21 protein-coding genes and 2 pseudogenes are annotated in these 26,086 nt (G+C 61.5%); 13 read left to right on the plus strand and 10 right to left on the minus strand.

Going from position 1 to position 26,086, the window contains the following annotated elements:
* Positions 1–40: 40 nt before the first annotated feature.
* A complete protein-coding gene (locus TU82_RS02065; protein WP_057721473.1) occupies positions 41–811 on the minus strand; it encodes a class I SAM-dependent methyltransferase in 771 nt (256 codons plus the stop codon).
* A 365-nt stretch (positions 812–1,176) separates the two neighbouring features.
* Here TU82_RS02065 and TU82_RS02070 point away from each other — a divergent pair.
* Positions 1,177–1,452 (plus strand): annotated as a pseudogene (locus TU82_RS02070) (MFS transporter); the annotation flags it as partial.
* A 1-nt stretch (position 1,453) separates the two neighbouring features.
* Here the strand turns inward: TU82_RS02070 and TU82_RS02075 are convergent.
* Positions 1,454–1,894, minus strand: coding sequence for a hotdog fold domain-containing protein (locus tag TU82_RS02075; protein WP_057721475.1), 441 nt, complete (start codon positions 1,892–1,894; stop codon positions 1,454–1,456).
* Positions 1,895–2,029: 135 nt separating this feature from the next.
* On the opposite strand from TU82_RS02075, the gene TU82_RS02080 reads away from it, so the two are divergent.
* Both TU82_RS02080 and TU82_RS02085 read left to right on the plus strand, forming a co-directional pair.
* A complete protein-coding gene (locus TU82_RS02080; RefSeq protein WP_057721476.1) occupies positions 2,030–2,668 on the plus strand; it encodes a TetR/AcrR family transcriptional regulator in 639 nt (212 codons plus the stop codon).
* Positions 2,669–2,720: 52 nt separating this feature from the next.
* Positions 2,721–3,932 (plus strand): YeeE/YedE family protein, encoded by a 1,212-nt coding sequence (locus TU82_RS02085; RefSeq protein WP_057721896.1) that lies wholly within the window; start codon positions 2,721–2,723, stop codon positions 3,930–3,932.
* A gap of 134 nt (positions 3,933–4,066) precedes the next feature.
* On the opposite strand, the gene TU82_RS27500 is transcribed toward TU82_RS02085, so the two are convergent.
* The 5 genes and pseudogenes from TU82_RS27500 to TU82_RS02105 all read right to left on the minus strand — a co-directional run bounded on the left by TU82_RS27500 (position 4,067) and on the right by TU82_RS02105 (position 7,594).
* Positions 4,067–4,237 carry a DUF2986 domain-containing protein gene (locus TU82_RS27500; protein ID WP_072024046.1) on the minus strand — a complete coding sequence of 57 codons (171 nt, stop codon included), beginning with the start codon at positions 4,235–4,237 and terminating at the stop codon, positions 4,067–4,069.
* 87 nt (positions 4,238–4,324) lie between these two features.
* Positions 4,325–5,066: pseudogene (locus tag TU82_RS02090) on the minus strand (alpha/beta hydrolase family protein).
* Positions 5,067–5,183: 117 nt separating this feature from the next.
* Positions 5,184–5,795 carry an LbetaH domain-containing protein gene (locus tag TU82_RS02095; RefSeq protein WP_057721477.1) on the minus strand — a complete coding sequence of 204 codons (612 nt, stop codon included), beginning with the start codon at positions 5,793–5,795 and terminating at the stop codon, positions 5,184–5,186.
* A gap of 161 nt (positions 5,796–5,956) precedes the next feature.
* The gene (locus tag TU82_RS02100; RefSeq protein ID WP_057721478.1) at positions 5,957–6,292 is read right to left on the minus strand and encodes a DUF6124 family protein; all 336 of its coding nucleotides are present in this window, start codon (positions 6,290–6,292) and stop codon (positions 5,957–5,959) included.
* 339 nt (positions 6,293–6,631) lie between these two features.
* Positions 6,632–7,594, minus strand: a complete 963-nt coding sequence (locus TU82_RS02105; protein ID WP_057721479.1) for a GlxA family transcriptional regulator — start codon at positions 7,592–7,594, stop codon at positions 6,632–6,634.
* 125 nt (positions 7,595–7,719) lie between these two features.
* Between TU82_RS02105 and TU82_RS02110 the strand changes: the two genes are divergently transcribed.
* On the plus strand, positions 7,720–8,601 hold the full coding sequence (locus TU82_RS02110) for an MBL fold metallo-hydrolase (protein WP_057721480.1): 882 nt from the start codon (positions 7,720–7,722) through the stop codon (positions 8,599–8,601).
* A gap of 306 nt (positions 8,602–8,907) precedes the next feature.
* Here the strand turns inward: TU82_RS02110 and gudD are convergent, their stop codons facing one another.
* Complete coding sequence (gene gudD, locus TU82_RS02115; protein WP_057721481.1) at positions 8,908–10,233, minus strand: glucarate dehydratase; 1,326 nt, start codon at positions 10,231–10,233, stop codon at positions 8,908–8,910.
* Positions 10,234–10,252: 19 nt separating this feature from the next.
* A complete protein-coding gene (locus TU82_RS02120) occupies positions 10,253–11,614 on the minus strand; it encodes an MFS transporter (RefSeq protein ID WP_057721897.1) in 1,362 nt (453 codons plus the stop codon).
* A gap of 326 nt (positions 11,615–11,940) precedes the next feature.
* Between TU82_RS02120 and TU82_RS02125 the strand changes: the two genes are divergently transcribed.
* From TU82_RS02125 to gbdR, 9 genes are all read left to right on the plus strand, one after another.
* Positions 11,941–12,651 (plus strand): FadR/GntR family transcriptional regulator, encoded by a 711-nt coding sequence (locus tag TU82_RS02125; RefSeq protein ID WP_057721482.1) that lies wholly within the window; start codon positions 11,941–11,943, stop codon positions 12,649–12,651.
* Positions 12,652–12,664: 13 nt separating this feature from the next.
* Complete coding sequence (locus TU82_RS02130; protein ID WP_057721483.1) at positions 12,665–13,360, plus strand: tRNA (adenine(22)-N(1))-methyltransferase; 696 nt, start codon at positions 12,665–12,667, stop codon at positions 13,358–13,360.
* Positions 13,361–13,621: 261 nt separating this feature from the next.
* Complete coding sequence (locus tag TU82_RS02135) at positions 13,622–15,679, plus strand: methyl-accepting chemotaxis protein (RefSeq protein WP_057721484.1); 2,058 nt, start codon at positions 13,622–13,624, stop codon at positions 15,677–15,679.
* Positions 15,680–15,746: 67 nt separating this feature from the next.
* Positions 15,747–16,373 carry a glutathione S-transferase family protein gene (locus TU82_RS02140; RefSeq protein WP_057721485.1) on the plus strand — a complete coding sequence of 209 codons (627 nt, stop codon included), beginning with the start codon at positions 15,747–15,749 and terminating at the stop codon, positions 16,371–16,373.
* Positions 16,374–16,700: 327 nt separating this feature from the next.
* Positions 16,701–18,434, plus strand: a complete 1,734-nt coding sequence (locus TU82_RS02145; protein WP_057721486.1) for an OPT family oligopeptide transporter — start codon at positions 16,701–16,703, stop codon at positions 18,432–18,434.
* 160 nt (positions 18,435–18,594) lie between these two features.
* On the plus strand, positions 18,595–18,996 hold the full coding sequence (locus tag TU82_RS02150; RefSeq protein WP_057721487.1) for an InvB/SpaK family type III secretion system chaperone: 402 nt from the start codon (positions 18,595–18,597) through the stop codon (positions 18,994–18,996).
* Positions 18,997–19,045: 49 nt separating this feature from the next.
* Complete coding sequence (locus TU82_RS28555; RefSeq protein ID WP_057721488.1) at positions 19,046–21,610, plus strand: hypothetical protein; 2,565 nt, start codon at positions 19,046–19,048, stop codon at positions 21,608–21,610.
* A 152-nt stretch (positions 21,611–21,762) separates the two neighbouring features.
* Positions 21,763–23,169: an amino acid permease gene (locus tag TU82_RS02160; RefSeq protein WP_057721489.1), complete on the plus strand. Its 1,407-nt coding sequence runs from the start codon at positions 21,763–21,765 to the stop codon at positions 23,167–23,169.
* A gap of 22 nt (positions 23,170–23,191) precedes the next feature.
* Positions 23,192–24,277, plus strand: coding sequence for a choline metabolism transcriptional regulator GbdR (gbdR, locus tag TU82_RS02165; protein WP_057721490.1), 1,086 nt, complete (start codon positions 23,192–23,194; stop codon positions 24,275–24,277).
* 41 nt (positions 24,278–24,318) lie between these two features.
* On the opposite strand, the gene TU82_RS02170 is transcribed toward gbdR, so the two are convergent.
* The gene (locus TU82_RS02170; RefSeq protein ID WP_057721491.1) at positions 24,319–26,085 is read right to left on the minus strand and encodes a S8/S53 family peptidase; all 1,767 of its coding nucleotides are present in this window, start codon (positions 26,083–26,085) and stop codon (positions 24,319–24,321) included.
* Between the last annotated feature and the right edge of the window lies 1 nt (position 26,086).

Genomic DNA, 26,086 nt, shown 5'->3' on the forward strand with positions numbered 1-26,086 from the left:
TATAGTTATACCGGCGCGCAGCTCTGCTGCACCAGCACAATCAATCCAAACGGCGGCATAAATAGGCTTGGGTTTGATAGGGAAATTCAATAGTTTCACGCCCGCGCAGGAGTGGGTGAGTTTCGATCAGGTTCTGCAACTGTTCGGTCACTTTCGCCTTTTCGTTAGGAAGTAGAGCAGCGATGAAGCTCACCGACAGGATCCGGTCAATGATCACTTCCTTGGCACTACCTGAATGCGTGTATCGAAAACAGGTCAGTTCGGGGGTAGAAAATTGGTGCCCCGTGAATGGTAACCGCCATAACCCGGTATGAAAGCGTGGGGTATTCCCTTCGTACGGAGTAATGATGTCGGTGATCGCAGCCACCCAATCCACTGACTCATCGCGTACGTTCCATATCAGTCCCAGTCGACCGTTCGGTTCGAGCACTCGATGAATCTCGGCAAGAGCCTTTTCGTTTGCAAACCAATGGAAGGCTTGGGCGCACACCAATGCTTGCGCTGTTTCAGATTCCAGCGGGATACAATCGGCGGTCCCGTCTAGAATCCTGATGTCTGGTAGGCTCTTGGCAAACTCGGTTCGCATAGCCTCAACGGGTTCGACTGCAACAACATCGATCTGCATGGATTTCAACAATCGAGTGAATTTTCCAGTGCCAGCCCCCAAATCGATAACCGTCGACCCCGGAAGGATGCCGAGTAATTCTCTAAGCCATGTATGTAGTTCGATTGGGTAGCCCGGGCGGCCCTTGGCGTAGGTATCTGCTTGCGATGAGAAGCCAATCTGAGCAATCTTTTGAATACCTGCCATGAGTAGCGAACCTCAGTGTGAATGTCGTCGAGTTTATAGCGATTTGTGCGTAGCCAAGACTTCATGCCTCGCTTGGAGCCGCCTGCGGTAACCGTTTTGAGGATCGACCATCAGCCGGTCCCAGCGTTACGTTCTCGCCCTCGCTTACACCTGCCATCAGTCTCGACGATTGCCTCTTCGAGAGCCCCCAATTGCCATGAACACACAGCCTGGTATCCATAAACCAGGATTTCCGGTGCCCAAGCCTACTGCGACTAGCGCCACGCCTACTGCGAACATGTTGCGTTCTCCCTAACCGAAATATCCACTGACGACTGAGCAGAATCAGCATAGCCCTTTATGACAGGATACCCGCTGGGTGCGGGGGCGGTGCCGCCATCTTGCTGCAAACCGCCCTGGCCGATGCCGCAGGTGATGGTGCGGATGTCGCGCTGTCGCTGAAAGTGGTGGCGTGGAACAGCGCGATTGCCGGCAGCGGGGTGGTGGGGGGCGTGCTGCTTGACCGTTGGGGTGTGGCCCGGTTTGCGTGGGTAATGCTGGTGTTGGCGAGCGTGGCGCTGGTGATCGCCTGGTCGGCGCATGCCCATGGCTTCAAACCGGGACGGCGGTCTGCCGATGGGCCTGCGGCGGTGGGGCACTGAGTTAAGCCAGTTTCACGTTCATGGTGATGTGGGCGGTGAAGACCTTGACGCCGCCGTCATCGAACACCTCTACGGGGACGATCTTGTCCCCGGCGGTTTGCCAGTCGATGGCACTGCCATCGGCGACCGCGCGAATGTCTGTTTTTGCCTTGGCCAGATATTCCACGGTCATGCCTTTGGGAATCCAGCGTGCGCCAGGGGGAATGGACGCGTCGGTCATCATCCCGCCGGCCAGTTCCGCGGCGTTGCACAGCGCAATCGCGTGCACCGAAGCCAGGTGGTTGGTGATTTCCTTGCGAAACGGCACAGTGACCACCGCGTGGTTGGGGCGCAGTTCCGCGATCTCGGGCGTGATTGTGCTGAAGTACGGTGCCATTTGGCAGGCCAGGTTGCTGAATGCGGCAGGGCCTACGCTGTTGAACATGCTGAGTGCTTGGCTCATTGGGTGTCCTCATGATTGGTTTACAGAATAATATTCTGTAACGGAACAATATTCCGTTATTTTACTGCGTGTCAAGCCAGCCTTTCTCTGCCGCCCGCAGAACCTATAGACTCTTTTCATTTGGCGTCCCCGTGCATGCATTCCACCGACCTTATCGAGCGCACCTTCCCCGGCAGGCGCAGCGACCTCAAGCGCACCATCCTGCGTGAGGCGCTGGCGTGCTTTAACGAGGCGGGCATTGAAGCGACGAATATCGAAACCATCCGCGCCCGGTGCGAGACCAGCGTGGGTGCCATTTACCATCACTTCGGCAATAAAGAGGGATTGGTCGCGGCGCTGTTCTTCGCCGCGCTCGAGGACCAGGCCAGTCTGCGCGACCGCTATCTGCAAGCGGCGGATACCGCCCAGGCGGGGGTGATCGGGCTGGTGTACAGCTACGTCGAGTGGGTGACTGAACAGCCGGACTGGGCGCGCTTTGTGTTCCAGAGTGCCTTCGCAGTGTCCAATGGACCGTTCAGGGACGAGCTGGTTTTACGCAATAAACGCCGTAACCAACAGTTGAAGGACTGGATGAGCGGGGCAGGGCGCAAGGAACATTTCAGCCATTTGCCCGCCGAGCTGATTCCTTCGCTGATCATTGGCACGGCAGAAAGCTACGCGCGCGCGTGGTTATCGGCGAAGGTCAGGAAGAGTCCCTGGGAGTACCGAGAACTGCTGGCTGAGGCCGCGTGGAACTCGATCAACCCAGGCGACGCGAGCGATGTCAGCGCCTGACCGCCATCACACCGGGTTTATACTGGCCACCTTCAAACACGTTGAGATTCCCATGAGCACCTCTCTTTCCCTGACGCCGGCACGCAAGCCGGCCGCGCCCTTGGTGGCCTTTATCATTCTGGTGGCAGGCGCCCTGTTCCTGCAGAACGCGGTGGGCATGCGCCAGGTGTTATTGCTGATCGTCGGTGCCGCCTTGGGCCTGACGCTGTACCACGCCGCCTTCGGTTTCACCTCGGCCTGGCGTGTGTTTATCAATGATCGGCGCGGCGCCGGGTTGCGCGCGCAGATGGTGATGCTGGCAGTGGCGGTAGTGCTGTTCTTCCCGGCGCTGGGTGCGGGAACCTTGTTCGGCCAGCCGGTGGTCGGGCTGGTGGCGCCGGCCGGGGTGTCGGTGGTCTTCGGCGCGTTTATCTTCGGCATCGGCATGCAGTTGGGCGGCGGTTGCGCCTCGGGCACCCTGTTCACCGTAGGCGGCGGCAATGCGCGCATGCTGGTGACCCTGTTGTTCTTTATCTGCGGTTCGTTGATTGCCACTCATCACGTCGACTGGTGGTTTGCCTTGCCGTCGTTCCCGCCGGTTTCAATCGTCAAAAGTTTCGGCGTACTGCCGGCGTTGCTCCTGAGCCTGACCGTGTTCGCGATCATCGCGCTGGTAAGCGTGCGCCTGGAGAAGGGCCGCCATGGCCAGCTTGAAGCCGGCGTAACCAGCGAGCATCAAGGGCTGCGCCGCTTCCTGCGCGGGCCTTGGCCGTTGGTGTGGGGGGCGATAGGCCTGGCCTTGCTCAACTATGCCACGCTGGCCCTGGCCGGGCGGCCGTGGGGCATTACTTCAGCGTTCGCCCTGTGGGGCGCCAAGGTGGCGAATGGGCTGGGTGTAGACGTGGCCGGCTGGGCATTCTGGCAGATGCCGGCCAACGCCAAGGCCCTGGCGGCACCGGTTTGGGAGGACATCACCAGCGTCATGGACATCGGCATCGTGCTTGGCGCGCTGTTGGCCGCGGGCCTCGCCGGACGTTTTGCGCCGAGCTTGAAGATACCGGCGCGTTCGTTGATCGCGGCGGTCATCGGTGGCCTGTTGCTCGGTTATGGTTCGCGCCTGGCGTATGGCTGCAACATCGGCGCCTATTTCAGCGGCATCGCCTCGGGTAGCCTGCATGGCTGGCTGTGGCTGGTGGCAGCGTTTATCGGGAACAGCGTGGGCGTGCGGCTGCGACCGTTGTTCTTCGTTGGTGAACGGCGCCAGGTGGCTTTGAGCGGTTGCTGAGCGAGCGGCTGCAGGTTGCTCTGGCATGTGCTGGATCTGGCCGCGCAGGTGGATGATCAGTCCGCTGGATTACCTGCACTGTCTGTGGCATATCTGGGGCAAAGATGAAGCGGGCACGCCTTCGGCAATACGCCTTATTGAGCAGGCGTCTCGGGAGGCGTGATCGAGGCTTGAGCAGCCTCGGCTTCCAGTTTCAAACGGTCCGCCTTGCTGATGTACTTATCTTTGCTTTTCGGCGCCAGTTTGGCGTTGGCTTTTTTGGCTTTGGCCTTGAAAAGCTGCTGGAGTTTTTTCTGGCGGTTCATGTGCGTTGGCCTGGCAGGTAAAGGCGCGAATGATACCAGCTATAAAAAACGCGGATCGAAAGGTTTACCCGCCAGGGATACCACCGATCAATGTGCGAGGAACGCGCTGATCAGCGTGATCACCTGCTGCTGGATCTGCGCCCGGGGCCGCCCGGCCTCGCCGTCCCGGCAAATCATGCTGTCACCGGGCACCTCCTCGTCGAGTAGCGCCGGTGGGGTTCATCTGCGCGTAGCCGATGCAACCGCCCAACTTGGGATGGGCCAGGCAGTCCCGGGCGAACAGATCAGCATCGAAACGCGCACCGGCGATTTCCAGCACCGTCCAGCCACCGAGAGAATGGCCCACCGCCGCAATCCGGTTTTGCGCCACCGCACCAAATTGCTTCGGCCGCGCAAGCACAGCATCGATGGCGCGGCTCAGGTCTTTGGGCCGCTGCCATAACTGCGCCGCCGCGTCTGCACTGCGGTCCTTACTGGTAGTGCCCGGATGATTCACCGCCGCCACGATATAACCCCGCTGAGCCAGCGCACTCGCCAACCACGCCTGGTTGCCCCAATTGCCGCCATAGCCGTGGGAAAGCACCACCAGCGGGTGCTCACCACCGGCCGGCGGCGCATCGGGCACTGCCAGAGCGCCAAAGAACACCGCGTCATCTCGGATCAACTGGGGAGCGACCCTGGTTGCCGTGGGGTACCAGACCACCATTTCCAGCGCGCGCTGGTTGCGTGCGTCGGGCAGGTTGGTGGTTTTGAAACCGATGGGATTGTCGTTGGCCAATGCGGGAGTGATCAGGCCAATCAGGAGCAAGGCGGCGAGGGTAGTTTTCACTGTTTTTATCGTCCTTGAAGTGAGAGGCGCAGCATGATCTGAAACCGGCAATTTGGGTAGTGCGCAAGTGGCGCAATCCCTGTTCCGTACCCACACTGCAGATCGTGCTGCCGCTGCTTAGTCGTAGGCGAACTGATCAATCAGGCCCAAACGCGGAACCCGGCTGTTCGGTTGCAATAATGCGCCGGGAGCGATGACGGCGTTTGCGCCAATTTTGCAGCCATCGCCTACCAGGGCGCCGAATTTGTTCACCCCCGTCTCAATGACGGCATCGGCATAGCGGATCCTGATATCCGCCCCATCCAGTTCGTTACGATAGTTGGCGATGATTGCACCGGCCTCGATATTGACGCCTTCGCCGATCACGGAATCGCCGACAAAGTTGAAATGCGCCAGCTTGCTCGAGCCAAGCATGAAGCTGCTTTTCAGTTCGCAGCTTGGGCCCACGATGCACTGTTTGCCCAGATAAACGCCGCCACGCAGGTAGGCGCCTGCCGCGACGAATGAGCCTTCACCGATGATGATCGGCCCCTTCAGCACAGCGCCTTCTTCGACCGTGGCACCTTCATGGATGGCGCAATTTCCGTGACGGCGGTAGCCTGCGCCGAGGCGTGAAAGCGACGTCAGGACGTGATTTTCGCAGTCCTGGGCCACCTGCCAGGCGGCGGCGGTGCCCAGGCCAAGGGAGGGCCATTGAGTGATGAATGTGCTGATCTCAGGTGGCTTCATGGAGAATTTTTCCGGTGCGTGAGAGGGCGGTTGGCGCCGCGCGGCGGGCTCAGGCCCCATCTTATAGTGGTCTGCCCTGGATTTGGCTAATCGCAAGCAAGTCGCGGAGTCGTCGTGACCTGGGTTACAACGACTCCGCGATCTAGCGAACTACTGGAGAGTCAGCTTCCCGCTCCAGCGCTCTCGCGCTCCATCAGCTTATCCACCAACAAAACCCCCAACTCGCTGAGTTGGTGAATCGCCAGCGCCACATCGCGCTGTTTGCCGGTCAGTTCATCCGACAGGTCGAGCAGCAATGCGGTAACCGAGGAAAAGGTTTCATAGCTGTTGGCGATGAGCGTTTCGCTGCTGGCGTCCTCAGCGACGCAGAACAGCGTGGACGATGGTCGTGCAGGCGCCTCGGCGCCAGCGTTGAGGTAGTGATCGATCGCACGATGCGCCGCCTGGTTCAGTTTCAGGTCGGGATCGTTTGGAGGGTTTGGCGTGACTTTGAACATGTGTGTTGTACCTGTTTTAGGGCCAACACCTTTTCGCTACTAAACGAAAGGGTGGCGGCTGTACGCAGGTTAGTAGACCGGGGAAACACACAAAGCCGGCGCGCCCGAGGGCGCCCTGCGCACAGCCACCATCAAGCACAGACAAGAACATCTGATCGATGAGGCTCATGCACTTTATGTTGTCACTCGGGCTACTAAACCCGATCACTGAGTTGTCAGCGACCGAGCCACCTTAGAGACGCCCATCCAAGCGCACAAGCCGGCGGATTCTGACGCAACTGTAGGCAATGGAGCAAGGCACTGAAGCCCGCTGTAGGACATGTCTACAGGGTGTCGCCACTATTCCAGTCCCAGGCAAAACATCTTCCGATACTCCGAAGGCGACGTGCCCAGTTGCCTGCCAAAATGCTCTCTCAGTGACAGTGCCGTGCCAAATCCCACTTCCCCTGCGATGCATTCAACCGCCAGCTCGGTCGTCTCCAGCAGCGCCTGCGCCCTGGCCACGCGTTCGGCGCTCAGCCATTTGGATACCGTGGTGCCGGTGGCCTCCTTGAACCGACGAGTAAAGGTGCGCCTGCTCATCCTGGCCCGGTCCGCCAGCACGTCCAGTGACAGGTCCTCGGCCAGGTGCGCACGCGCCCACGCCAGCATCTGCGACAGGTGCGTCGCGCTGGGCAGTTGCGGCACCGGGTGCTCCACGTATTGCGCCTGGCCGCCCTGGCGGTGGGGCGGGGTGACCAGCATCTTCGCGGTACGGTTCGCCACATCGGCGCCGAGGCGCTGGCGTACCAGGTGCAGGCAACAGTCGATGGCCGCTACGGTACCGGCGGAAGTGATGATGTTGCCGTCACACACGTACAGAACCTCCGGCCGGAACCGAGCGTTGGGAAAGCGCCGCGCAAACTCGTCGCGGGCGGCCCAGTGGGTGGTCGCTTCCTTGTTGTCCAGCAGACCCGCATCGCCCAGCACGAATGCGCCCAGACACAAGCCCACAATCAGCTTGCCCTGTGCATCGGCCAGCTGCAGCGCGTTGATGAGCGTGGTGGAGGCCGTCACCGACTGATCGCCCCAGGCGGGGATGATGATCACATCGGCCGTGTGCATCAGTTCCAGGCCGAGGCCTACCGATAATTCGAGGCCCTGGTCACTGCTGATCATGCCGGGCACTTGTGCACAGTAATCGACCTGGTAATGAGGCTCGTCGGGCCTGGACTGGGCCGTTCCCAGCACCATTCCCGGCACGGAGAGATGAAACAGGCTGACGCCGTCGAAGGCGAGGACGGCTACGCGTATGGGGGGCATCGGGGCAATCTCGGGAGCGCAGGGCGGTTGGCCCGATTATATCGCTATCTGTCATTCAGGCCACTGTTGGCCTTCAGCGGATTTGGCAAGAATGAACGCCTCAATACATCAACAGGATAAAGCTGATGAAATTTACAACGCTCCCCCTGGCCCTCGGCATTGCTTGCGGCGCTGCCGCCGTCCCCGCATTTGCGGGCTCGAGCACACCTGAAGCAGCCCATAAAGTGCACCTTCAACAAGTGCGTAACGCGACGGTGAAAATCACCTATGGCGGTACCACCTTTCTGATCGACCCGATGCTCGCCAAAAAGGGCACCTACCCAGGCTTTGAAAATACCTACCGCAGCGAACTGCGCAACCCGTTGGTGGAGTTGACCGAATCCCCGGCCGAGGTCATTTCCGGCGTCGACGCTGTAATCGTTACTCACACGCACCTTGACCACTGGGACGACGCCGCACAGCAAGCGCTGCCCAAGGACATCCCGTTGTTTGCCCAGCATGAAGAAGACGCGCAGCTGATTCGTTCCCAGGGCTTCAAGAACGTGCGTGTGCTGACCGACGAGGCGCAGTTCGGTGGCGTCAAGATCACCAGGACCGGCGGCCAGCATGGCACCGACGAGATGTATGCCGTGCCGGCACTGGCCAAGCCTTTGGGCGAAGCCATGGGCGTGGTGTTTCAAGCGCCGGGCTATAAGACGCTGTACCTGGCCGGTGACACGGTGTGGCGCAAAGAGGTCGACCAGGCCATCGAGACGTTTCACCCTGAAGTGATCGTGCTCAATGCCGGGAAGGCCATGATGGCAGGGTATAAAGGCTCGATCATCATGGGCGAGGAAGATGTGCTGCGCGCTGCACAGACCGCACAAACCGCGAAGATCGTGGCGGTGCATATGGACGCCATCAACCACATGTCCCTGACCCGCGAGGCGTTGCGCAGCTACGTCAAGCAGCACGGTATCGAGGGGCGGGTGGATATCCCTGAAGACGGTGCATCATTGGCATTCTGACGCCAAGCGCAGGTCAAAATGTGGGAGGGGGCTTGCTCCCGATAGCGGCAGAACAGCCAACATTTCAATAGCTGATACACCAGGCTTTTTGTAGGAGCGAGCTTGCTCGCGAAAAACTCACAGGCACCGCGTTCATTCAGAAAGCACGCGTTATCGTTGACGTTTTTCGCGAGCAAGCTCGCTCCTACAGACGGCGGTGTACGCTTAACTGACTGGCATTGCAATCGGGAGCAAGCCCCCTCCCACATCGTGCGCGGGTGTGGATTAGATTCTTTCTTGCCGGGCCTACCATTGGCAGGAGCGGTCTCACCGTACCAGGCAAGGCTGCTTGTTGTTGAAGCGCCAGCCCGGCATCAGGAACTGCATCGCCACGCTGTCATCCCGCGCGCCCAGGCCCATGCCCTTGTACAGCTCGTGGGCATTGGCCACCGCGTCCATGTCGATATCCACCCCCAGGCCAGGCTTGGCCGGCACCTTTACGTAGCCGCCTTCGATCTTCAGTGGCTGCCGGGTCAGGCGCTGGCCGTCCTGCCAGATCCAGTGGGTGTCGATGGCGGTGATCTCGCCCGGCGCGGCGGCCGCCACCTGGGTGAACATGGCCAGGGAAATATCGAAGTGATTGTTGGAGTGCGAGCCCCAGGTCAGGCCCCATTCGTGGCACATCTGCGCCACGCGTACCGAGCCTTGCATCGTCCAGAAATGCGGGTCGGCGAGGGGGATGTCCACCGATTGCAACTGAATGGCGTGGCCCATTTCGCGCCAGTCGGTGGCGATCATGTTGGTAGCGGTTTTGAGGCCCGTGGCGCGGCGGAATTCGGCCATGACTTCGCGGCCCGAATAGCCGTTTTCCGCGCCGCAGGGGTCTTCGGCGTAGGCAAGAACATGATGCTGGTCGCGGCACAGGCGGATGGCTTCCTTGAGTGACCAGGCGCCGTTCGGGTCAAGGGTGATGCGCGCCTGCGGGAAGCGCTCGGCCAGGGCGGTGACCGCTTCAATCTCGGCATCGCCACTCAATACGCCGCCTTTGAGCTTGAAGTCGTTGAAACCGTATCGGGCCCTGGCGGCTTCGGCCAGGCGCACCACAGCGTCGGCAGTCAGGGCTTTTTCATGGCGCAGGCGCAACCAGTCGTCGTCCGATTCCGCCTCGTTGCGGTAGGCCAGGTCCGTGGCGGTGCGGTCGCCGACGTAGAACAGGTAACCGAGCATTTTCACCGCATCGCGTTGCTGCCCTTCACCGAGCAGGGCGGCCACCGGCACCTCGAGGAACTGACCGAGCAAGTCGAGCAGCGCCGCCTCCATCGCCGTAACGGCGTGAATGGTGATACGCAGGTCAAAGGTTTGCAGCCCACGGCCGGCCGCGTCCCGAGAGGCGAAGGTGCTGCGCATCTGGTTGAGGATGCGCTGGTACTGACCGATCGGCTGGCCGATCACCAGGCTGCGTGCGTCCTCCAGGGTTTCGCGGATGCGTTCGCCGCCGGGCACTTCACCCACGCCGGTGTTGCCGCTGCTGTCCTTGATAATCACGATATTGCGCGTGAAGTAAGGGCCGTGGGCGCCGCTGAGGTTGAGCAGCATGCTGTCGTGACCGGCGACCGGGATGACGTGCAAGTGAGTGATGACGGGAGTATTCATGGCAAGGTCCTTAATACGCTCAAAGAGGTTTGCTGATGGCGTTGGCGGTGGGCGCAATGCCGGGCGACATCAGCCCGGCGGCAGGTGAGGTTCTGGCGAAAAACACCAGGATGGCCGCGAGCACCGAGGTGCCGGCCAGGCCGTAAAGCCCGCCCTGGATCGAGCCGGTGGTTTGTTCCAGAAAGCCGAAGGTAGTCGGTGCGACAAAGCCGCCCAGGTTGCCGATGGAGTTGATCAAGGCGATCACTGCGGCCGCGATGCGCACGTCGAGGTAGCCCTGGGGAATCGGCCAGAACAACGAAGACGCGGATTTGAACCCGATGGCCGCAAAGCAGATCGCCACGAAGGCGAAGATCGGCCCGCCGGTGGTGGACATGAACATCCCGGCCGCTGCGATCAACAAGGCCGCGGCAACCCAGGCCTGCTGGAACTTGAACTTGCCTGACAGCGTTGCGAAGGCGTACATGGCGATGATCGAGATCAACCAGGGAATCGAGTTGAAGAAGCCGACTTGTACGTCGCTCAGGTCGCCCATCTTTTTGATGATGCTCGGCAGCCAGAACGTCGCCGCATAAATCGTCAACTGGATGCAGAAATACAACACGCAGAACAGCAGAATCTGACGGTCCTTGAGCAGTTTGCCGAGGGTCGGTTTGGCCGTGGTCAGGGCTTCGCGGTCACGCTGTTCCTGATCGATGGCCGCAACCAGCGCGTCCTGTTCTTCGCGGCTCAGCCACTTGGCGTCATGGGGTTTGGAGTCCAGCCAGAACCACACAAAGAAGCCCAGCGCCACCGAGGCCAGGCCTTCGATGGCAAACATCCATTGCCAGCCGTGCAGGCCGAAGCCTTCGATCTGCAACAGCGCACCCGACAGCGGGCCCGAGATCAAGGACGCCACCGCCGAGCCGCTGAGGAAGATCGCGATGGCCTTGCCGCGCTCAACCCCAGGCAACCAGCGCGTGAAGTAGTAGATCACCCCGGGAAAGAAGCCCGCTTCCGCCACACCCAGCAAAAAACGCAGGATATAGAAGTGGGTTTCGTTCTGGATGAACGCCATCAACGTGGCGACGATGCCCCAGGTGAACATGATGCGGGTCAGCCAGATGCGCGCGCCGACTTTTTGCAGCAGCATGTTGGACGGCACTTCAAAGAGCGCGTAGCCGATGAAGAACAGCCCGGCGCCGAAGCCATAGGCCGCCGCGCCGATGCCCAGGTCGTGCTCCATGTGCGTGCGCACGAAGCCGATATTGACCCGGTCGATGTAATTGAGGATGAACATGATCACGAACAGTGGGAGCACATGGCTCTTCACTTTGCTCACGGCGCGGGTGAGCACCGAATCGGTTTGTGATGCAGCGGATGCATGGCTGGAATTGTCCACGATTGAAAACGCCCCCTGATTTGTTTTTATGCGGGTTTGGGTTTTGTTGACAGACATCATACAAGTGATTTTTCAAAAACCGCAATGTGGAGCGGAGAGTATTTGTTCTTATAAGAGCGCTATTTAGCTGGTTATTTGGTTATTTGCCGTGTTTGCAGGCGGTTTGTGTCATCGGAGTGGAGTCTGCCCCGCATGAAATCCCCCGCGCGTTTTGAAGGGTTGTCAGATTGGTTGTCATACAAGCTGGCTGCCTCGTGAATCAACTCGGCGCCCTCCGTGAGCGGGGTGTTAAGCTCCCATCAGCCCAATCCCGTGGACCCTCAGCGATGCCCATTGAAAACGCACCCCCTGTGCGCAGACGCTCCACCAACCTGGCCCAAGGCGTGGTCGACGCCCTGACACGGCGCATCCTGCTCGGGCAGCTCAAGCCGGGCGAAAAACTGCCGTCCGAATCCACCATCGTGCTTGAGCACGGGGTGAGCCGTACGGTGGTCCGCGAAGCCATTTCCAAGCTGCAGGCATCGGGGCTGGTGGAGACGCGTCACGGCATCGGCACGTTCGTCCTGGCGCAACACGCCCGGCAGGGCCTGCGCCTGCACGTCGACACCGTCGCCAGCGTGCGCAACATGCTGGAACTGCGCCTGGGCCTGGAAGTGCAGGCGGTGGCGTTGGCCGCGTTGCGCCGTACCGACGCGCAACTGGCCCACATGCGCCAGGCGCTGGACGACTATCAGGCCTCCCTGGCCAACAACGACAGCTGCGTGGAAGAAGACAAACGCTTTCACCAACTGATCGCCGAGGCCACCGGCAATACGTTCTTCAGTGAAATCATGCAGCACCTGGGTACCGCGATGATCCCCCGCACCCAGGTCAAGGCTGACGAGCGCGGCGGGGCGGATTTTGCCCAGCTGGGTCAACTGGCGAGTCTGGAGCATGAGGCAATCTTCAATGCGCTCAAGCGCCAGGACCCGGATGCCGCGCGGGCGGCAATGGTGCTGCATTTGACCAACAGTCGGGATCGATTTTCCGGCGAATAAAAAGGAATCCGTGTTGAACCCACAGACATTGTCCCTGCGCCTGGAGCGCGTGGCCGCGCAGGTGCCGGCCGGCGCGCGCCTGGCCGATATCGGTTCGGACCATGGCTACTTGCCGGTGGCGCTGATGCTGCGTGGCGCAATTGGCGGCGCGGTGGCGGGGGAGGCCGCGAACACGCCCTTTCAGGCGGCCCGGCGCACCGTGCGCGACCACGGCCTTGAAGCTCATGTTCGCGTGCGCCTGGCCGATGGTCTGGGGGCCCTCGAGCCAGGCGATGCCATCACGGCCATCAGTTTGTGCGGCATGGGCGGCGAGACCATTCGTGACATTCTCGACCGCGGCAAGGCGCAGTTGAGCGGCCAGGAGCGCCTGATCCTGCAACCCAATGGCGGCGAATATCCGTTGCGCCATTGGTTGATGAGCAACGGCTACCGAATCGTGCACGAAGAGCTGCTGCACGAGAACCGCTTCTTCTACGAAATCATCGTTGCTGAACGGACGGGGCCTGTGTCTTACACCGATGAGCAGCTGTATTTCGGGCCGCTGCATTTGCTTGAGCGCAGTCCGGCGTTTGTGGCGAAGTGGCAGCGCTTGCTGCATCAGAAACAAAAGACCCTGGCCAGTTTCGAGAACGCCAGGCAGTCGGTGCCGGAAGAAAAAATCCACCGGACCGCCCGGCATATACAGTGGATGACTCAACTGCTGACCTGAAGATCGTTCGGGGTTGCCAACGCTAGACCCTTCCCACGTTAAGGCGTGTCCCCGACGGTTACAGGCGCGTGCCCGGTAATGAGTGCTTTCGCCCCATTTTCGCGCACCGCTCGATGGTTTCTTAGCGCCGTGACACGTGCAGTCACGCCTTCACCTCACGGCCCAGATCTTGCTTGAGCCAGATTAATCAATGACATGGCATTTTGCCGTTATTCATTCCCGGCTGTGAAGTATGGGGTTGTTCAGGGGAGTTTGTAGGGCATGCAAAGACTTTTATCACCCGGAATCCGTCTGCTGGGGCGGTTCGGTTTCGCGCGTAAGTTCCAGGTGCTGTTCCTGCTGTTCATGCTGCCGCTCGCCGGCAGCCTGTGGATGATCGGCCAGGATTACCACGACAAACTCGCGGTGATAACCAGCGAACAGTCCGGCGTGCGCCAGCTGTTGGCGCTGGACCCGCTCGATGCGCAACTGAGCGCCCAGCGCAACCTGGCCGCGCGCTGGAAAGCCCTGGATATTCTGCATACCCCGACGCCTGCCGCCCAGGCGGCGATGGCCAGGGTGGATGCGGGCAGCCCGCTGATTCAGCAAGGCCTGCAAACCCTGGGTGACACACTCAAGACCCATCACGCCAGCGCCGCTACCCAAGCGCGCTTTGACACCCTGCAGGCCGCGGTCAAGGGCATGGACACCCAGGCCCTGCGCACCGTCGGCTGGTGGCCGGATGGCTATGACCGTTTCACCGCCGCCCTGACCGCCATGCAATCGCTGCGCGAGCAGATCACCCTGGACGCCGGCCTGATCCTCGATCCCTGGCTGGAAACCTACCTGCTGATGCAGATGTCCAGCCAGCACACACCAGACCTGATCGAGCGTATCGGCCGTACGGCCAGCGTCGGCCAATCCTCGATTGCCTCGGGCCAGTTCACCCTGCAAAGCCGCTTGCAGATGCGGGACCTGCGCGGCCGCATCGGCGATGCGCGGGACCAGTTGGTCAAGGCCGCGACGGCGCTGAAGGCCAAGCAATACCCAGGCCTTGAACCCTGGACCGAACAATACGACGCCAGCCTGCAACGCCTGGACAGCGAACTCAAAACCCTGGACGACGGCGTATTCGGCGGCACCATCAAGCTCGACCCTGCCGCGTTCGATCAAAGTGTCGACGCCATGCTCGCGGCGTTGGGTGCGCTGCGCAGCCAGTCGCTGCATTCGCTGGATGCACGCTTGAGTTACTACCGCGAGCAATCATTGCAGCACTTCATTCCCTTGGCGGCGACGTTCAGCCTGCTGGCGCTGGCGGCGCTGTACCTGTTCATCTGCCTGCAAGCCTCGATCCGTCGCAGCGCCAGTGGCATCACCACCCTCGCCGAGTCCCTGCGTGACGGTAACCTGCACGTCGAAGTGGCGGTGCAGGGGCGTGATGAACTGGCCGCCATCAGCACGGCGCTCAACGTTGCCGTGGTGCAACTGCGCACCAGCCTGCTCGGGGTCAATCATGAAACCCAGCAACTGGGCGCCACCGTGCTCACCCTCAGCGCGCAATCGGGCAGCACCCTCACCGATGTCGAAGACCAGCGGCACCAGATCAGCCAGATCGCCGCGGCCGCCACCCAATTGGCCGCCACCTCCCTGGGCGTCGCCAAAAGCTGCGAGCAGGCTGCCGACAGCGCCCAGCACACCCGTCGTATCGCCGAAGACAGCAGCCGCGACAGCCAGCGCACCACCGCCAGTATCCAGCAGCTTAACCAGCGCCTGACCGACACCGCCAATGCCCTGGAACAGGTCAGCCAACAGGGCCAGCAGATTCAATCGGTGGTCGACACCATCCGCGGCATTGCCGAGCAGACCAACCTGCTGGCCCTCAACGCCGCCATCGAAGCCGCCCGCGCCGGCGAGCAAGGCCGAGGCTTTGCGGTGGTCGCCGATGAAGTGCGCAGCCTGTCGCAACGCACCCAGGCGTCCACCGCGCAGATCGCCGGCACCGTGGACAGCCTGCGCGCCACGGTCAGCCAGGCCGTCAGCCTGATGGGCGCGGCGTGTGAGCAGGCGCTCAGCGATGCCGAATCCGTCACCGGCCTGGGCGCGCGCCTGGGGGAAATTGCCGGTGCCGTGCAGCATGTCACAGACACCCTGGCGCACATCGCCGCCGCCGTGGAAGAACAGGCTGCGACGGCGGACGAAGTGAGCGGCAATATCCAGCAGGTCGACCAGGCGGCCGGGCGTTTGCTCGACGGCGCGCGTGCGGTCAATCAGGCTGCCGACAGCCTGAGCCAGGGCAGCCGGGCGTTGAGCGATAACACGGCGCGGTTTCGATTGGGATGAAGCGAATTCAGGGCACTCCATCGCCGTGGTGTAGTCTTCTCCTTAACCCCAACGGAGCTGCCCCCCTATGATTACCGTCCACCACCTCAACAATTCCCGCTCCCAGCGCATCCTCTGGCTGCTGGAAGAACTGGGCCTGCCTTACCAGATCAAGCGCTACCAACGCGACCCGAAAACCAACCTCGCGCCAGCCGAGCTCAAGGCGATTCATCCCCTGGGCAAATCGCCGGTGATCGAGGACGGGTCCCGCGTATTGATTGAATCGGCCGCTATTATCGACTACCTGATCCGCCACCACGGCAAGGGCCGACTGCAACCCGATCCGGCCAGCAGCGCCTACGATCAATACGTGCAGTGGCTGCATTTTGCCGAAGGCTCGGCCATGCTGCCGCTGATGCTCAACCTCTACGTCGGGCGCCTGGGTGAAGCCGGCGCACCGCTGCACCCGCGCATTGAATCGGAGCTGGCCAACTACCTCGGCTACCTCAATGACGTACTCGGGCAAACGCCGTACCTGGTGGGCGACGAACTGACCGGCGCGGATATCCAGATGAGCTTTATCGGCGAAATCGCCAAGGCCCAGGGCAAATTGCAGGCCTATCCGAATCTCGCGGCGTGGGTGGACAAGCTCCAACAGCGGCCGGCTTATCGCAAGGCGGTGGAGCAGGGCGGCGAGTACGCGTTTGCTAAATAAACGTACGCGAATGAACTGTTGAAGACTGGATGCAGATTCAGTGTGGGAGGGGGCTTGCTCCCGATGGCCGCCTGTCAACCTACGGTTACCCATCTGATACACCTCGGTCCAAATGTGGGAGGGGGCTTGCCCCCGAAGACGTCGGCCCAGCAAACAGTGATGTTGGTTGACTCACCGCTATCGAGGGCAAGCCCCCTCCCACATTTGATCTTCGCTGCTTCGAGCATTTCGTTCGCTTAACTGGCTGGCATCAGGGCTTCGATGAACCTTCGAGCCTTCCAGCGCTCACTTATGAGGTGGCACTGTTTTCCGTCGGAAGGAATCTGCATGCACCCCACCTCGGCAACCACCCCCGTAGAACGTGAACTGAGCCTGCGAGCGGTCATCACCGGCATCCTGCTCGGTATCCTGCTCACACCCTCCAATGTGTACGCCGGCCTCAAGATCGGCTGGTCGTTCAACATGTCGATCATCGCATTGCTGATCGGCTACGCGATCTGGCAAGGCCTGGCCAAACGCTCCGCCGCGTCCTTGCCGTGGACGCTGCACGAAAGCAACATCAACCAGACTGTCGCCTCGGCCGCCGCGTCGATCATTTCCGGCGGGCTGGTTGCGCCCATCCCGGCCTACACCTTGCTCACCGGCAACCAACTGGAGGCGATCCCGATGATCGCCTGGGTGTTTTCCGTGAGCTTCCTGGGGATCTGGATCGCGTGGTACCTGCGGCCCTCACTGCTCAACGACAAGGCGCTGAAGTTTCCCGAAGGCATGGCCACCCTGGAGACCCTGCTGCATATCTACAACCACGGTCGCGAAGCGGCGACGCGCTTGAAAGTGCTGCTCGGCGCCGCCTTGCTGTCGGGGTCGGTCAAGTGGCTGGATACCTTCCTGTGGGCGTTCCCACGCTGGTCGCCGACGGCCCAGCTCGAACGCCTGACCTTCACCACGGATCCGTCGCTGTTGCTGCTCGGTTTCGGCGGCATCATCGGTATCCGCGTGGGCCTGACCTTGCTGCTCGGCGCCTTGCTGGCCTGGGGCGGGCTGGGGCCCTGGCTGTTGGCGCACGGGCTGGTAAATGTCGCGCCGGGCAGCAGCGGCCCGCAATTCGCCGCGCTGGTGGAATGGCTGCTGTGGCCGGGCGTGAGCCTGATGGTGTGTTCCACCCTGGCGTCCCTGGCGCTTCGCTTGTGGGCGTTGCACCGAACCACCCGGGCGGACGGCGGCACGCCCTGGACCCTGCCCAAACCGGGCCCGGCTGCCGGGTTCGCCTTGGCAATCATCCTGGTCGTGAGCCTGCAGGCGGTGCTGTTCGGCATCAACCCGTGGATGGCGCTGCTCACCATTCCACTGGCCATCTGCCTGGCGGCTGTGGCCGCGCGGGTGGTGGGCGCCACCGGCATTCCGCCGATTGGCGCGATTGGGCAATTGTCCCAGCTGAGTTTCGGCATCGTCGCTCCGGGGCAGGTGCCGATCAACCTGATGAGCGCCAACACGGCCGGCGGCTCGGCCGGGCAATGCACGGACTTGATGAATGACTTCAAGGTCGGCAAGGCGATTGGCGCCACGCCTCACAAGCAAGTGATCGCGCAGATCCTGGGGATTTTTGTCGGCAGTATCGTCGGCGTATTCGCCTACCTGGCGCTGATTCCCGACCCACAGACCATGCTCCTCACCGAACAATGGCCGGCCCCGGCCGTCGCCACCTGGAAAGCCGTGGCGCAAACCCTGACCCACGGGCTGGACTCATTGTCGCCGAGCATCCGCTGGGCCATCGGTATAGCTGGCCTGCTCGGCGTCGTGCTGGGTGTGCTCGACAGCACCTTGCCTGCCCATCGCAGCCGCTACCTGCCCAGTGCTGCCGCCCTGGGGCTGGCGTTTGTGCTGCCGGCATCCATTTCCCTGATGATGGCCTTGGGTGCGGTGCTGACCTGGTCAGTCAGCCAGCGTTGGCCAAGTCTTACCGAACGGTTTGCGATTACCGCGGCGGCCGGGCTTATTGCAGGCGAGAGCATCACTGGCGTCGGAGCTTCCTTGTGGCAAATGATGGTGCAGGCAAGTTGACACGCGAATCGCGCTGTTATTGCCCGATGGAACTGTTGGTGGACGGCCGCCACTCATGTCTAGCCTCTCTCACATTCAATGAGCGGGGCGCCAACGCATAACTCAGGGACGCCAGTTATAACTCCGGAAGCAAGGTTGCTTACGCTTGAGGGTATAGGCTGTGAGTGATGACATTGCGAAAACACTACGCGAAACCTTATTGGACCTTGGCGTACCCCAGGAACAAATCGGCTACTTTGATCGCCACGCGTCAATCGCGCTTAACTTTAAAACCATCAGTCCGATCATGCTCACTGCCGACCGTCATGGGGTGTGGATGTGGAGCGAGTTAAACAACCTGAACAGCGCCACGCTGAATATCCATGCGGAAAAACTGCTGCTGTTACTGCAGCACGCGTTGCCGTCGGTGGTTACGGGCCAGCCCGTGTTGGGCAAAGGCCTGCGCGGTTACGAAGTCAAAGCCCTGCTGGACGATGCGTGCAGGGGGTCAGCCAAAACATTGCAGGGGGCATTGGACGGTTTTTTCAGACTGATGACATCGCTGCACAGTATTTTCAAATAAACAGTCGCTACGGCGCTCGCCACCTTATTCAACGGTAGAGGCAATCACCATGCCGATCACGAATGATAACGTCTCCAGCGCGGTGGCCGAATTACAGGCTAATGCCGATAGCCGGGTAGTGAAGAATGTCGAGTTTGTGAAGAACTTCGACTACATAAAGAACAAGCCTATTGAAGTCACCTCCAACACCCTGCCCACGGTAACGCTCAAAGCCGACGGGCAGGAGCGCCCGGTCAGTTTTCTCTACGGCGACACGCAGGTCGCGCAAATCAGAAACGGCGCTATTTATAACGCCGTGATTGACAGTGATATCGTTGAGAAACACTCCCAGGACCGTATCGCGCCGGGCAAGGCGTCAATCAAGGATGGTGCGCTGAGCCTGGGTTTGAACCGGTTCAGGGTCGCGGGGCCGGCTGAAACCGAAACCCAGAAAATCCTTACCCGACTGCGTGGCATCACCGATCCCGAGCAGCGCAAAGCTGAGCTGACCAAGCTGGTTGCCAACGGCTCGACGCAAAGTGCCGAAGGTTCAATGAGGCTGAAAATGGTCAATGACCCGGTACGGCGCGCGTTCGAAAGCTACTATGCCAAGCATGCGTTGCAGGACTATTTTCGCTCGCCGGATACCTATAAAACGTTTGTCGATATCTCAAACAACCAAGTGAAGTACATCAAGGACAACTACGTGTCTGCGCCGTTGTTCGAAAAATATGAGGCGGCTTGGAAGAACCAGAGTTTCGACACGCGGATCGTAGGTCTGGATCAACTTCAGGGATTCTATACGCGTGCCGAGAAGACTCTGGAAACCTTGAATATATCGCCCGAGGCCAGGACGGCCTTGTTTGATATCTACAAACACCGGTATCTAAGCTACGCGCTGAAGAACGAACCGGATGCCGAGACAAAACTTCCGGCAGGCCATTGGGACGGCGTGTTTGACCCCATCAAGGCACCCGGAAAAGGCCGTATCGAACTCAACGCCCGAGAAGGTAATTTGTTCAGGCAGGCAGACAGTCATAACGTCGGTATTTTGCGAAATATCGATGCGACGCCCAGGGACCTGCGCCTCAACGAGCCTTTCAATATCAAGTATGAAAACGATTACCAGAGCCAGTTGCTGGCCAGCGCCAGCACCCGTTGCCCCGACAGGCTTGAGATGCAGGATCCTGCGCACCCGGATGCATCCAAACCCAGCTCTTATCTGAAGACGTTTTTTGAAAAAGGCACGGGGACCTACGTCAACGGGCCATCGGGTTCAATTGTGATCGAACAGGGGGCGGTGCGCGCCTGCAAGGATGTGCATGCCAATACCCGCCCGGACGACCTTGAAACCTATTTGGCCATTCAAGCCTTGCTGTTCATTTATGTGGATGGCGGGCATTCGATGGATGAAATCTCATACGCGCTGACCCATCCGACCGTGCAGGACAAACTGCGCCAGGCCTTTTCCGAAAAGCCCGGCTTCGAGCATATCGGCGACAAGCTGTTCATGAATCACGGCGCGCTGGAAAACGCCGCCAAGGACGCTGCGGTCTTCAATGATGTGCTCAAGGCCAAGGACGCCACGCATCAACAGATCACCCATGGCAACCCGGCTGGCCAGGCCGCTCGAACGACCACCAAGGCGCTGGCGCTGGCGCAGACCGTCGCAGCGAGAAACGTGCTCTACAAACCCAGCGACGTCCTGACTCAAGAACTGGCCGGCGCCGCCAGTGCATTGCATCGGGTGGTCTCGAACCTTAGCCCCCAGCATCGGAACCTGCTCGGGGCTCATTTATTGGGGGAAGGCAGGCTGCTGGCGGGACAAACAACCGATGACTTGCTGGCTGCGTTGGCGCGCGCCGGCAGCGCAGCGGCGAGCGCCACCGATAGAGCGGTGGCCATCGCACTGATGGGCGATATCGGCGGGTTCTACACCACCCCCGGCCACGCGGACCCGGGGCTGATGACGGCCCTCAACCGTCAGCTCCAGGCACAGGGACTGGAGGTGCCCGATGCCGCCGCTGCCCAACGTATGCGCGAGCACGGCGGCTCTGCGGCGGTAGGTCCGGATAAGCGCGCTGAACGAAAAGTCCGTGCGTTCGATTCACCTGCCGACATGCCTTTTCGAGCAGGCGTGCATAACAGCGGGCTGGAGGCGGATAAGGCGCTCAATGTGCCTGCATCCGAGCGTATTCCTGATAATCGCTGGGCGGTTTTCGATATCGGTACGGCTCGCGTCAAGGAAACCACCGAGCCACTTGTCGGGCATATGTCAGCGTCTCCGGCCGAGATTCTACAGGCCTGGGACATGCTGCGCGGAGTGAGCGCGAGCGATCAATACGTGGGCGCGCTGCCCGCTCAGGACGCTGGCAGGCTCACGCCTATGTCTGATTTGACGCCAGCCGAGCAGGAGCAGCGGTATGCGCGTGCGGCCGGAGCCGGCGCGTTTTTGGTCGGCCTGGGCTATCACAGTGCGGTCGAAGTGCTTGAGGGCACATTGGTTTATACCGGGCAGAGCATCAGAGGCGAGGGCACGCTGGACCCTTCCCAGCGCGACTCCGCGCATGTCTTCGGGCATGGGGCGGCCACCGAACTCATGAGCGAATTATTCAAGGCCGGTACGGCCACCTGAGGAGTGGCCGGGTGCAGACGCCGGTTCGTAAGTCGCCGCAGCCGATCGGCAAATGTCGAGATCAGACACGATGATGGCGTGCTCAGGCTGCTTTGGCCTGGCGCAGCGCCCTTAAGGTGAGGGGTATTGGTCGCCCGAGAACAACAAAAACAATGAATAGCCTCAATTGCAACGATTCCAACGGTCAGCTGGCGCAGGGTTTCAAACCGCGCCACGTCACCATGTTGTCCATCGCAGGCATTATCGGCGCGGGCTTGTTTGTCGGTTCCGGCCATGCCATCGCGGCGGCGGGGCCGGCGGTGTTGCTGGCGTACCTGTTCTCCGGCCTGCTGGTGGTGCTGGTGATGCGCATGCTCGGGGAAATGGCCGTGGCGCGCCCGGACACCGGCTCTTTTTCGACCTACGCCGACCAGGCCATCGGCCGCTGGGCGGGCTTCACCATCGGCTGGTTGTACTGGTGGTTCTGGGTGCTGGTGATTCCGATCGAGGCGCTGGCGGCCGGTCACGTGCTCAATCAGTGGTTTCCCCAGGTCGATGCGTGGCTGTTCGCCTTGTTGTCGATCATCCTGCTGGTGATCACCAACCTGTTCAGCGTGGCCAAGTACGGTGAATTCGAGTTCTGGTTCGCGATGGCCAAGGTCATCGCCATTATCGGCTTTATCGGTCTGGGTTTCAGCGTGCTGATGGGCTGGATGCCAGATCACGAAGCCAGTGGCTTGAGCCGGTTGATGGAAGAGCACGGCGGTTTTGCGCCGAACGGTTTGTCGGCGGTGGTCGGAGCGTTCATTACCATCATGTTCAGTTTTATCGGCACGGAGGCCGTGACTATCGCCGCGGCCGAATCGAGCAACCCGGCGCAGAACATCGCCCGGGCCACGCGTTCGGTGATCTGGCGCATCGGCGTGTTCTACCTGTTGTCGATCTTTGTCGTCATTTCCGTGGTGCCCTGGAACGACCCGCTGCTGGCGTCCGTGGGTTCCTATCAGCGCGCGCTGGAGCTGATGAGCATCCCCAACGCCAAATTCATGGTCGACGTGGTAGTGCTGATCGCCGTTGCCAGTTGCATGAACTCCTCGATCTACATCTCCTCGCGCATGCTGTTCTCCCTGGGTAAACGCGGCGACGCGCCCCCTGCGCTTAAACGCACCTCGGCGGCGGGCGTGCCCAGGGCGGCGGTGATTGCCAGCACCATCATCGGCGCCGGGGTGACGCTGCTGAGCTACTTCATGCCCGCCGGCCTGTTCCAGTTTCTGCTCGCCAGCTCCGGCGCCATCGCGTTGCTGGTGTACCTGGTCATCGCCATCTCGCAACTGCGCATGCGCCGGTTGCTGGTCAGGCAGAACGTCGAGCTGGCCTTTCGTATGTGGCTGTTCCCCTGGCTGACTTACCTGGTGATTGGGTTCATCTGCGCAGCGTTGGCCGTGATGATGGTGACGCCGGAACACCGTACGGAAGTGTCCTCGACGATTGGCCTGGCCCTGGTGATCTCCTTGATTGGCGTGGTCACGGCGCGTCAGCACGGGCAGTCGGCCAAGGCCATTGTGGTTGAGCCCTCGTGAGCACGCGCGGGGAGTACCGGTGATGGAAGCTGACGCGCCGGCCTGCAAGACGCTCGGCTTTCTGCTGCTGGACCAATTCACCCTGATATCGCTTTCCTGCGCGGTCGAACCCTTGCGCATGGCCAATCAATTGGCCGGCGAAGAACTCTATCGCTGGCGAACCCTCAGCCTTAACGGTGAACCGGTGTGGGCCAGCGATGGCGTGTCGGTCACGCCGGATGCGGTGGCGCATGAACAGCGCGACCTGGATGCCGTGATCGTCTGTGGCGGCGTGGGCATCCAACAGGCCGCCACACCTGCGCATCTCACCTGGTTGCGCAACCAGGCGCGTCTGTACTGCAACCGCCTCGGTGCGGTGTGCACCGGCAGTTGGGCGCTGGCCAGGGCGGGCCTGCTCGATGGCTTCCAGTGCAGCGTGCATTGGGAACTGATGGCCTCCCTGCAGGAAGCCTTTCCCCGTGTCACGGTCAGCGCCAGCGTGTTTTCCCTCGATGGCAACCGCTTCACCAGTTCGGGCGGCACCGCGCCGTTGGACATGATGCTGCACCTGATCGGCCGCGATCACGGGCATGAACTGGCGGCGGCGATTTCCCAAATGTTCGTGTACGAGCGCATCCGCAATGAGCGCGACACCCAGCGCGTACCGCTCAAGCACCTGCTGGGCACGCAACAGCCCAAGCTGCAGGAAGTGGTGGCCCTGATGGAGGCCAACCTGGAAGAACCCATCGACCTCGACCAACTGGCCGTCTACGTACAGGTGTCGCGGCGCCAGCTGGAGCGCATGTTCCAGCGCTACCTGTATTGCACGCCGTCGCGCTACTACCTCAAGCTGCGCCTGACCCGGGCTCGCCAGTTGCTCATGCAGACGCCGATATCGATGGTCGAACTCGCGGCGATCTGCGGCTTCGTGTCCACGCCGCACTTTTCCAAGTGCTATCGGGATTTCTTCGGCGTGGCGCCCAGTGACGAACGCTCGGACATGCGCCTGCGCACGCCGGTTGCGCCGCGCCCGGTGGCCAAACAGGGGGCTCCGGCCAAACCGAAGAACATGCTGGAGCAGGCACGGGAAGAATCGACGTTTGCCAGTGTGAAAATTCAGCGGCGTTGAGGTGCCTGGGGCATGCTGCGCGGTAGCCTTGGCTGCGACCATTACCGCACCCGCGAACGACTCTGCACCGCCAGGTCCAGCGCCTTTTGCATATCCAGCCGCGCCGAACGCCCGACATCCTTGTCATTGAGCTGGTAATTGCGCTCCGATGGCAGGATCGGTGCCGTGAGGTCCTGGGCGTCACTGCGTTCGAAGTCGTGGTTATCGCCGATCGCCAGGGCGCTGCGGCGCAACAGCGTGCGCAGCTGTTCGGGCTGCAGCTGCGGGTTGATCGACAGCATCGCCGCCAGCAGGCCCGCGACCATCGGCGTGGCGTAGGAGGTGCCGCAATGCACGGCGCCTTCCTGGTCGGCGCCCGGCGTGGACGCGTGCGCGCAGGCGGCGGCGGTGATGTCGACGCGCATGTCCACGTTCGAGGAGCTGCGCGTAACGGCGTAGGCCGGGTCATCGATGGCGATGCCGTCGCGCTCGTTGCGCTGGTGCCCACCCACCACCAGCAATTGCTCGGTGATGAAGGAGGAGGGCAGGCGGTACTCGTCGCTGCCCGAGAAGGCCGAACCGTTACCGGCGGAGTTCACCACAATCACATCGGGGTGCTCCTTGCGCAGCCACAGGAAGAATTCTTCGAGCAGTTCTTCGTAGCCGCTCATGGCTATCCCTGAGCGCACCAGCGAGTCGACGTCCTGGCCGTTGACGTCCTTGGTGCCGACGCGATGAATGCCCCAGCTCCAGTTGAGTACGCGCACCCCATCCTCCACGAGGTTGACTGACGCGGCGATGTTTGCGGTAATTCCGGCATCGGAGTTGCGTTCGACAATCACATCGAAGCCCCCGCCGGCCTTGTCCAGGCCACGCAAAAAGCCGGTATTGCCACCGTTGTTCCAGCCTGCCGCGAGGATGCCGGCCACGGTGGTGCCATGGCTGTCCGCTGAACCTGTATCGCCGGCGTAGACGCACGTGCGCCGAGGCGCGCAGGCGCCCAGGTAGTCGGCGAAATCCGCCGTGTCGAAATCCACGCCGCGCTCGATCACCCCGATGCGCACCGGTTGCGCCACGATGGGCGAGCGCTGTCCCGGAATGCGCCGCTGGTAATAGGCCACTGCATCGAGAAAGCGGTTGGCGGCCCATTCATCGGAGTCGGGCGATGGCTTCTTCGGCGCTTCACGGCGCGGGGCGGCTTGCTCAGCTTCTTCGGCGGCGGATTCTTCGATGACCACCGCATCGACGCTGGTCTCGCTGCCCAGGCGCAGCACCAGGGCGTCGCGCTGTATCAGGTCGGTGGCCGGCAGGCGCAGTTGAAAGACATTCAGCGGTGCGATACTGCCGACCACCTTCGCCCCGTATTTGCGCGCCAGGCGCTCGGCTTCCTGGCGACCCTCCTGGTCTTCTTCGATCAATAGGCTGACCAGATCCACATAAGTGGTCAGGCCGTCCATGTTCTTCGCCACTTCGCCGGGCCCGGCGGCCACCACCTGGCTGTTGCGCAGGCTCAGCCAGGCGGCGTTGCTGGTGCGCGGGCCGTCTTCGAGCCACAGCGGGCCGCTCTGGTAGCGGCGGCTATCGAGGCGCAGGCGCAGTTGGTCGCCGTCGCGCTGCACGGCGTCCTGCGGCAGTACCTTGCCGCCCAGTTTCAAGTGTGCGGCGGCGTCGCCCATGCCGCGCACGCGCAGGCACCAGTCCTGCTGCTGGTTTTCCAGCAGGTCACCGCAGCGTTTCAGTTGCTCCAGGCGCAGGGGCTCCTGGTTGGCGAGCGCCGTGTCCGCAGCGAGGGTCAACAGCAACATGAGAGCAGCAGGGTTCAGAGGCATC

The sequence above is a fragment of the Pseudomonas orientalis genome (assembly GCF_001439815.1).
GTDB lineage: Bacteria > Pseudomonadota > Gammaproteobacteria > Pseudomonadales > Pseudomonadaceae > Aquipseudomonas > Aquipseudomonas orientalis.

Excerpts from the sequence above, each read along its gene's own strand:
- TU82_RS02095 (WP_057721477.1), bottom strand. The coding sequence starts at position 5,795 with ATGAAGCCACCTGAGATCAGCACATTCATCACTCAATGGCCCTCCCTT.
- TU82_RS02065 (WP_057721473.1), bottom strand. The coding sequence starts at position 811 with ATGGCAGGTATTCAAAAGATTGCTCAGATTGGCTTCTCATCGCAAGCA.
- TU82_RS02125 (WP_057721482.1), top strand. The coding sequence starts at position 11,941 with ATGCCCATTGAAAACGCACCCCCTGTGCGCAGACGCTCCACCAACCTG.
- TU82_RS28555 (WP_057721488.1), top strand. The coding sequence starts at position 19,046 with ATGCCGATCACGAATGATAACGTCTCCAGCGCGGTGGCCGAATTACAG.
- TU82_RS02160 (WP_057721489.1), top strand. The coding sequence starts at position 21,763 with ATGAATAGCCTCAATTGCAACGATTCCAACGGTCAGCTGGCGCAGGGT.
- TU82_RS02110 (WP_057721480.1), top strand. The coding sequence starts at position 7,720 with ATGAAATTTACAACGCTCCCCCTGGCCCTCGGCATTGCTTGCGGCGCT.
- TU82_RS02140 (WP_057721485.1), top strand. The coding sequence starts at position 15,747 with ATGATTACCGTCCACCACCTCAACAATTCCCGCTCCCAGCGCATCCTC.
- TU82_RS02170 (WP_057721491.1), bottom strand. The coding sequence starts at position 26,085 with ATGCCTCTGAACCCTGCTGCTCTCATGTTGCTGTTGACCCTCGCTGCG.
- TU82_RS02145 (WP_057721486.1), top strand. The coding sequence starts at position 16,701 with ATGCACCCCACCTCGGCAACCACCCCCGTAGAACGTGAACTGAGCCTG.
- TU82_RS27500 (WP_072024046.1), bottom strand. The coding sequence starts at position 4,237 with ATGAACCGCCAGAAAAAACTCCAGCAGCTTTTCAAGGCCAAAGCCAAA.
- TU82_RS02085 (WP_057721896.1), top strand. The coding sequence starts at position 2,721 with ATGAGCACCTCTCTTTCCCTGACGCCGGCACGCAAGCCGGCCGCGCCC.
- TU82_RS02075 (WP_057721475.1), bottom strand. The coding sequence starts at position 1,894 with ATGAGCCAAGCACTCAGCATGTTCAACAGCGTAGGCCCTGCCGCATTC.
- TU82_RS02080 (WP_057721476.1), top strand. The coding sequence starts at position 2,030 with ATGCATTCCACCGACCTTATCGAGCGCACCTTCCCCGGCAGGCGCAGC.
- TU82_RS02100 (WP_057721478.1), bottom strand. The coding sequence starts at position 6,292 with ATGTTCAAAGTCACGCCAAACCCTCCAAACGATCCCGACCTGAAACTG.
- TU82_RS02135 (WP_057721484.1), top strand. The coding sequence starts at position 13,622 with ATGCAAAGACTTTTATCACCCGGAATCCGTCTGCTGGGGCGGTTCGGT.
- gudD (WP_057721481.1), bottom strand. The coding sequence starts at position 10,233 with ATGAATACTCCCGTCATCACTCACTTGCACGTCATCCCGGTCGCCGGT.
- gbdR (WP_057721490.1), top strand. The coding sequence starts at position 23,192 with ATGGAAGCTGACGCGCCGGCCTGCAAGACGCTCGGCTTTCTGCTGCTG.
- TU82_RS02105 (WP_057721479.1), bottom strand. The coding sequence starts at position 7,594 with ATGCCCCCCATACGCGTAGCCGTCCTCGCCTTCGACGGCGTCAGCCTG.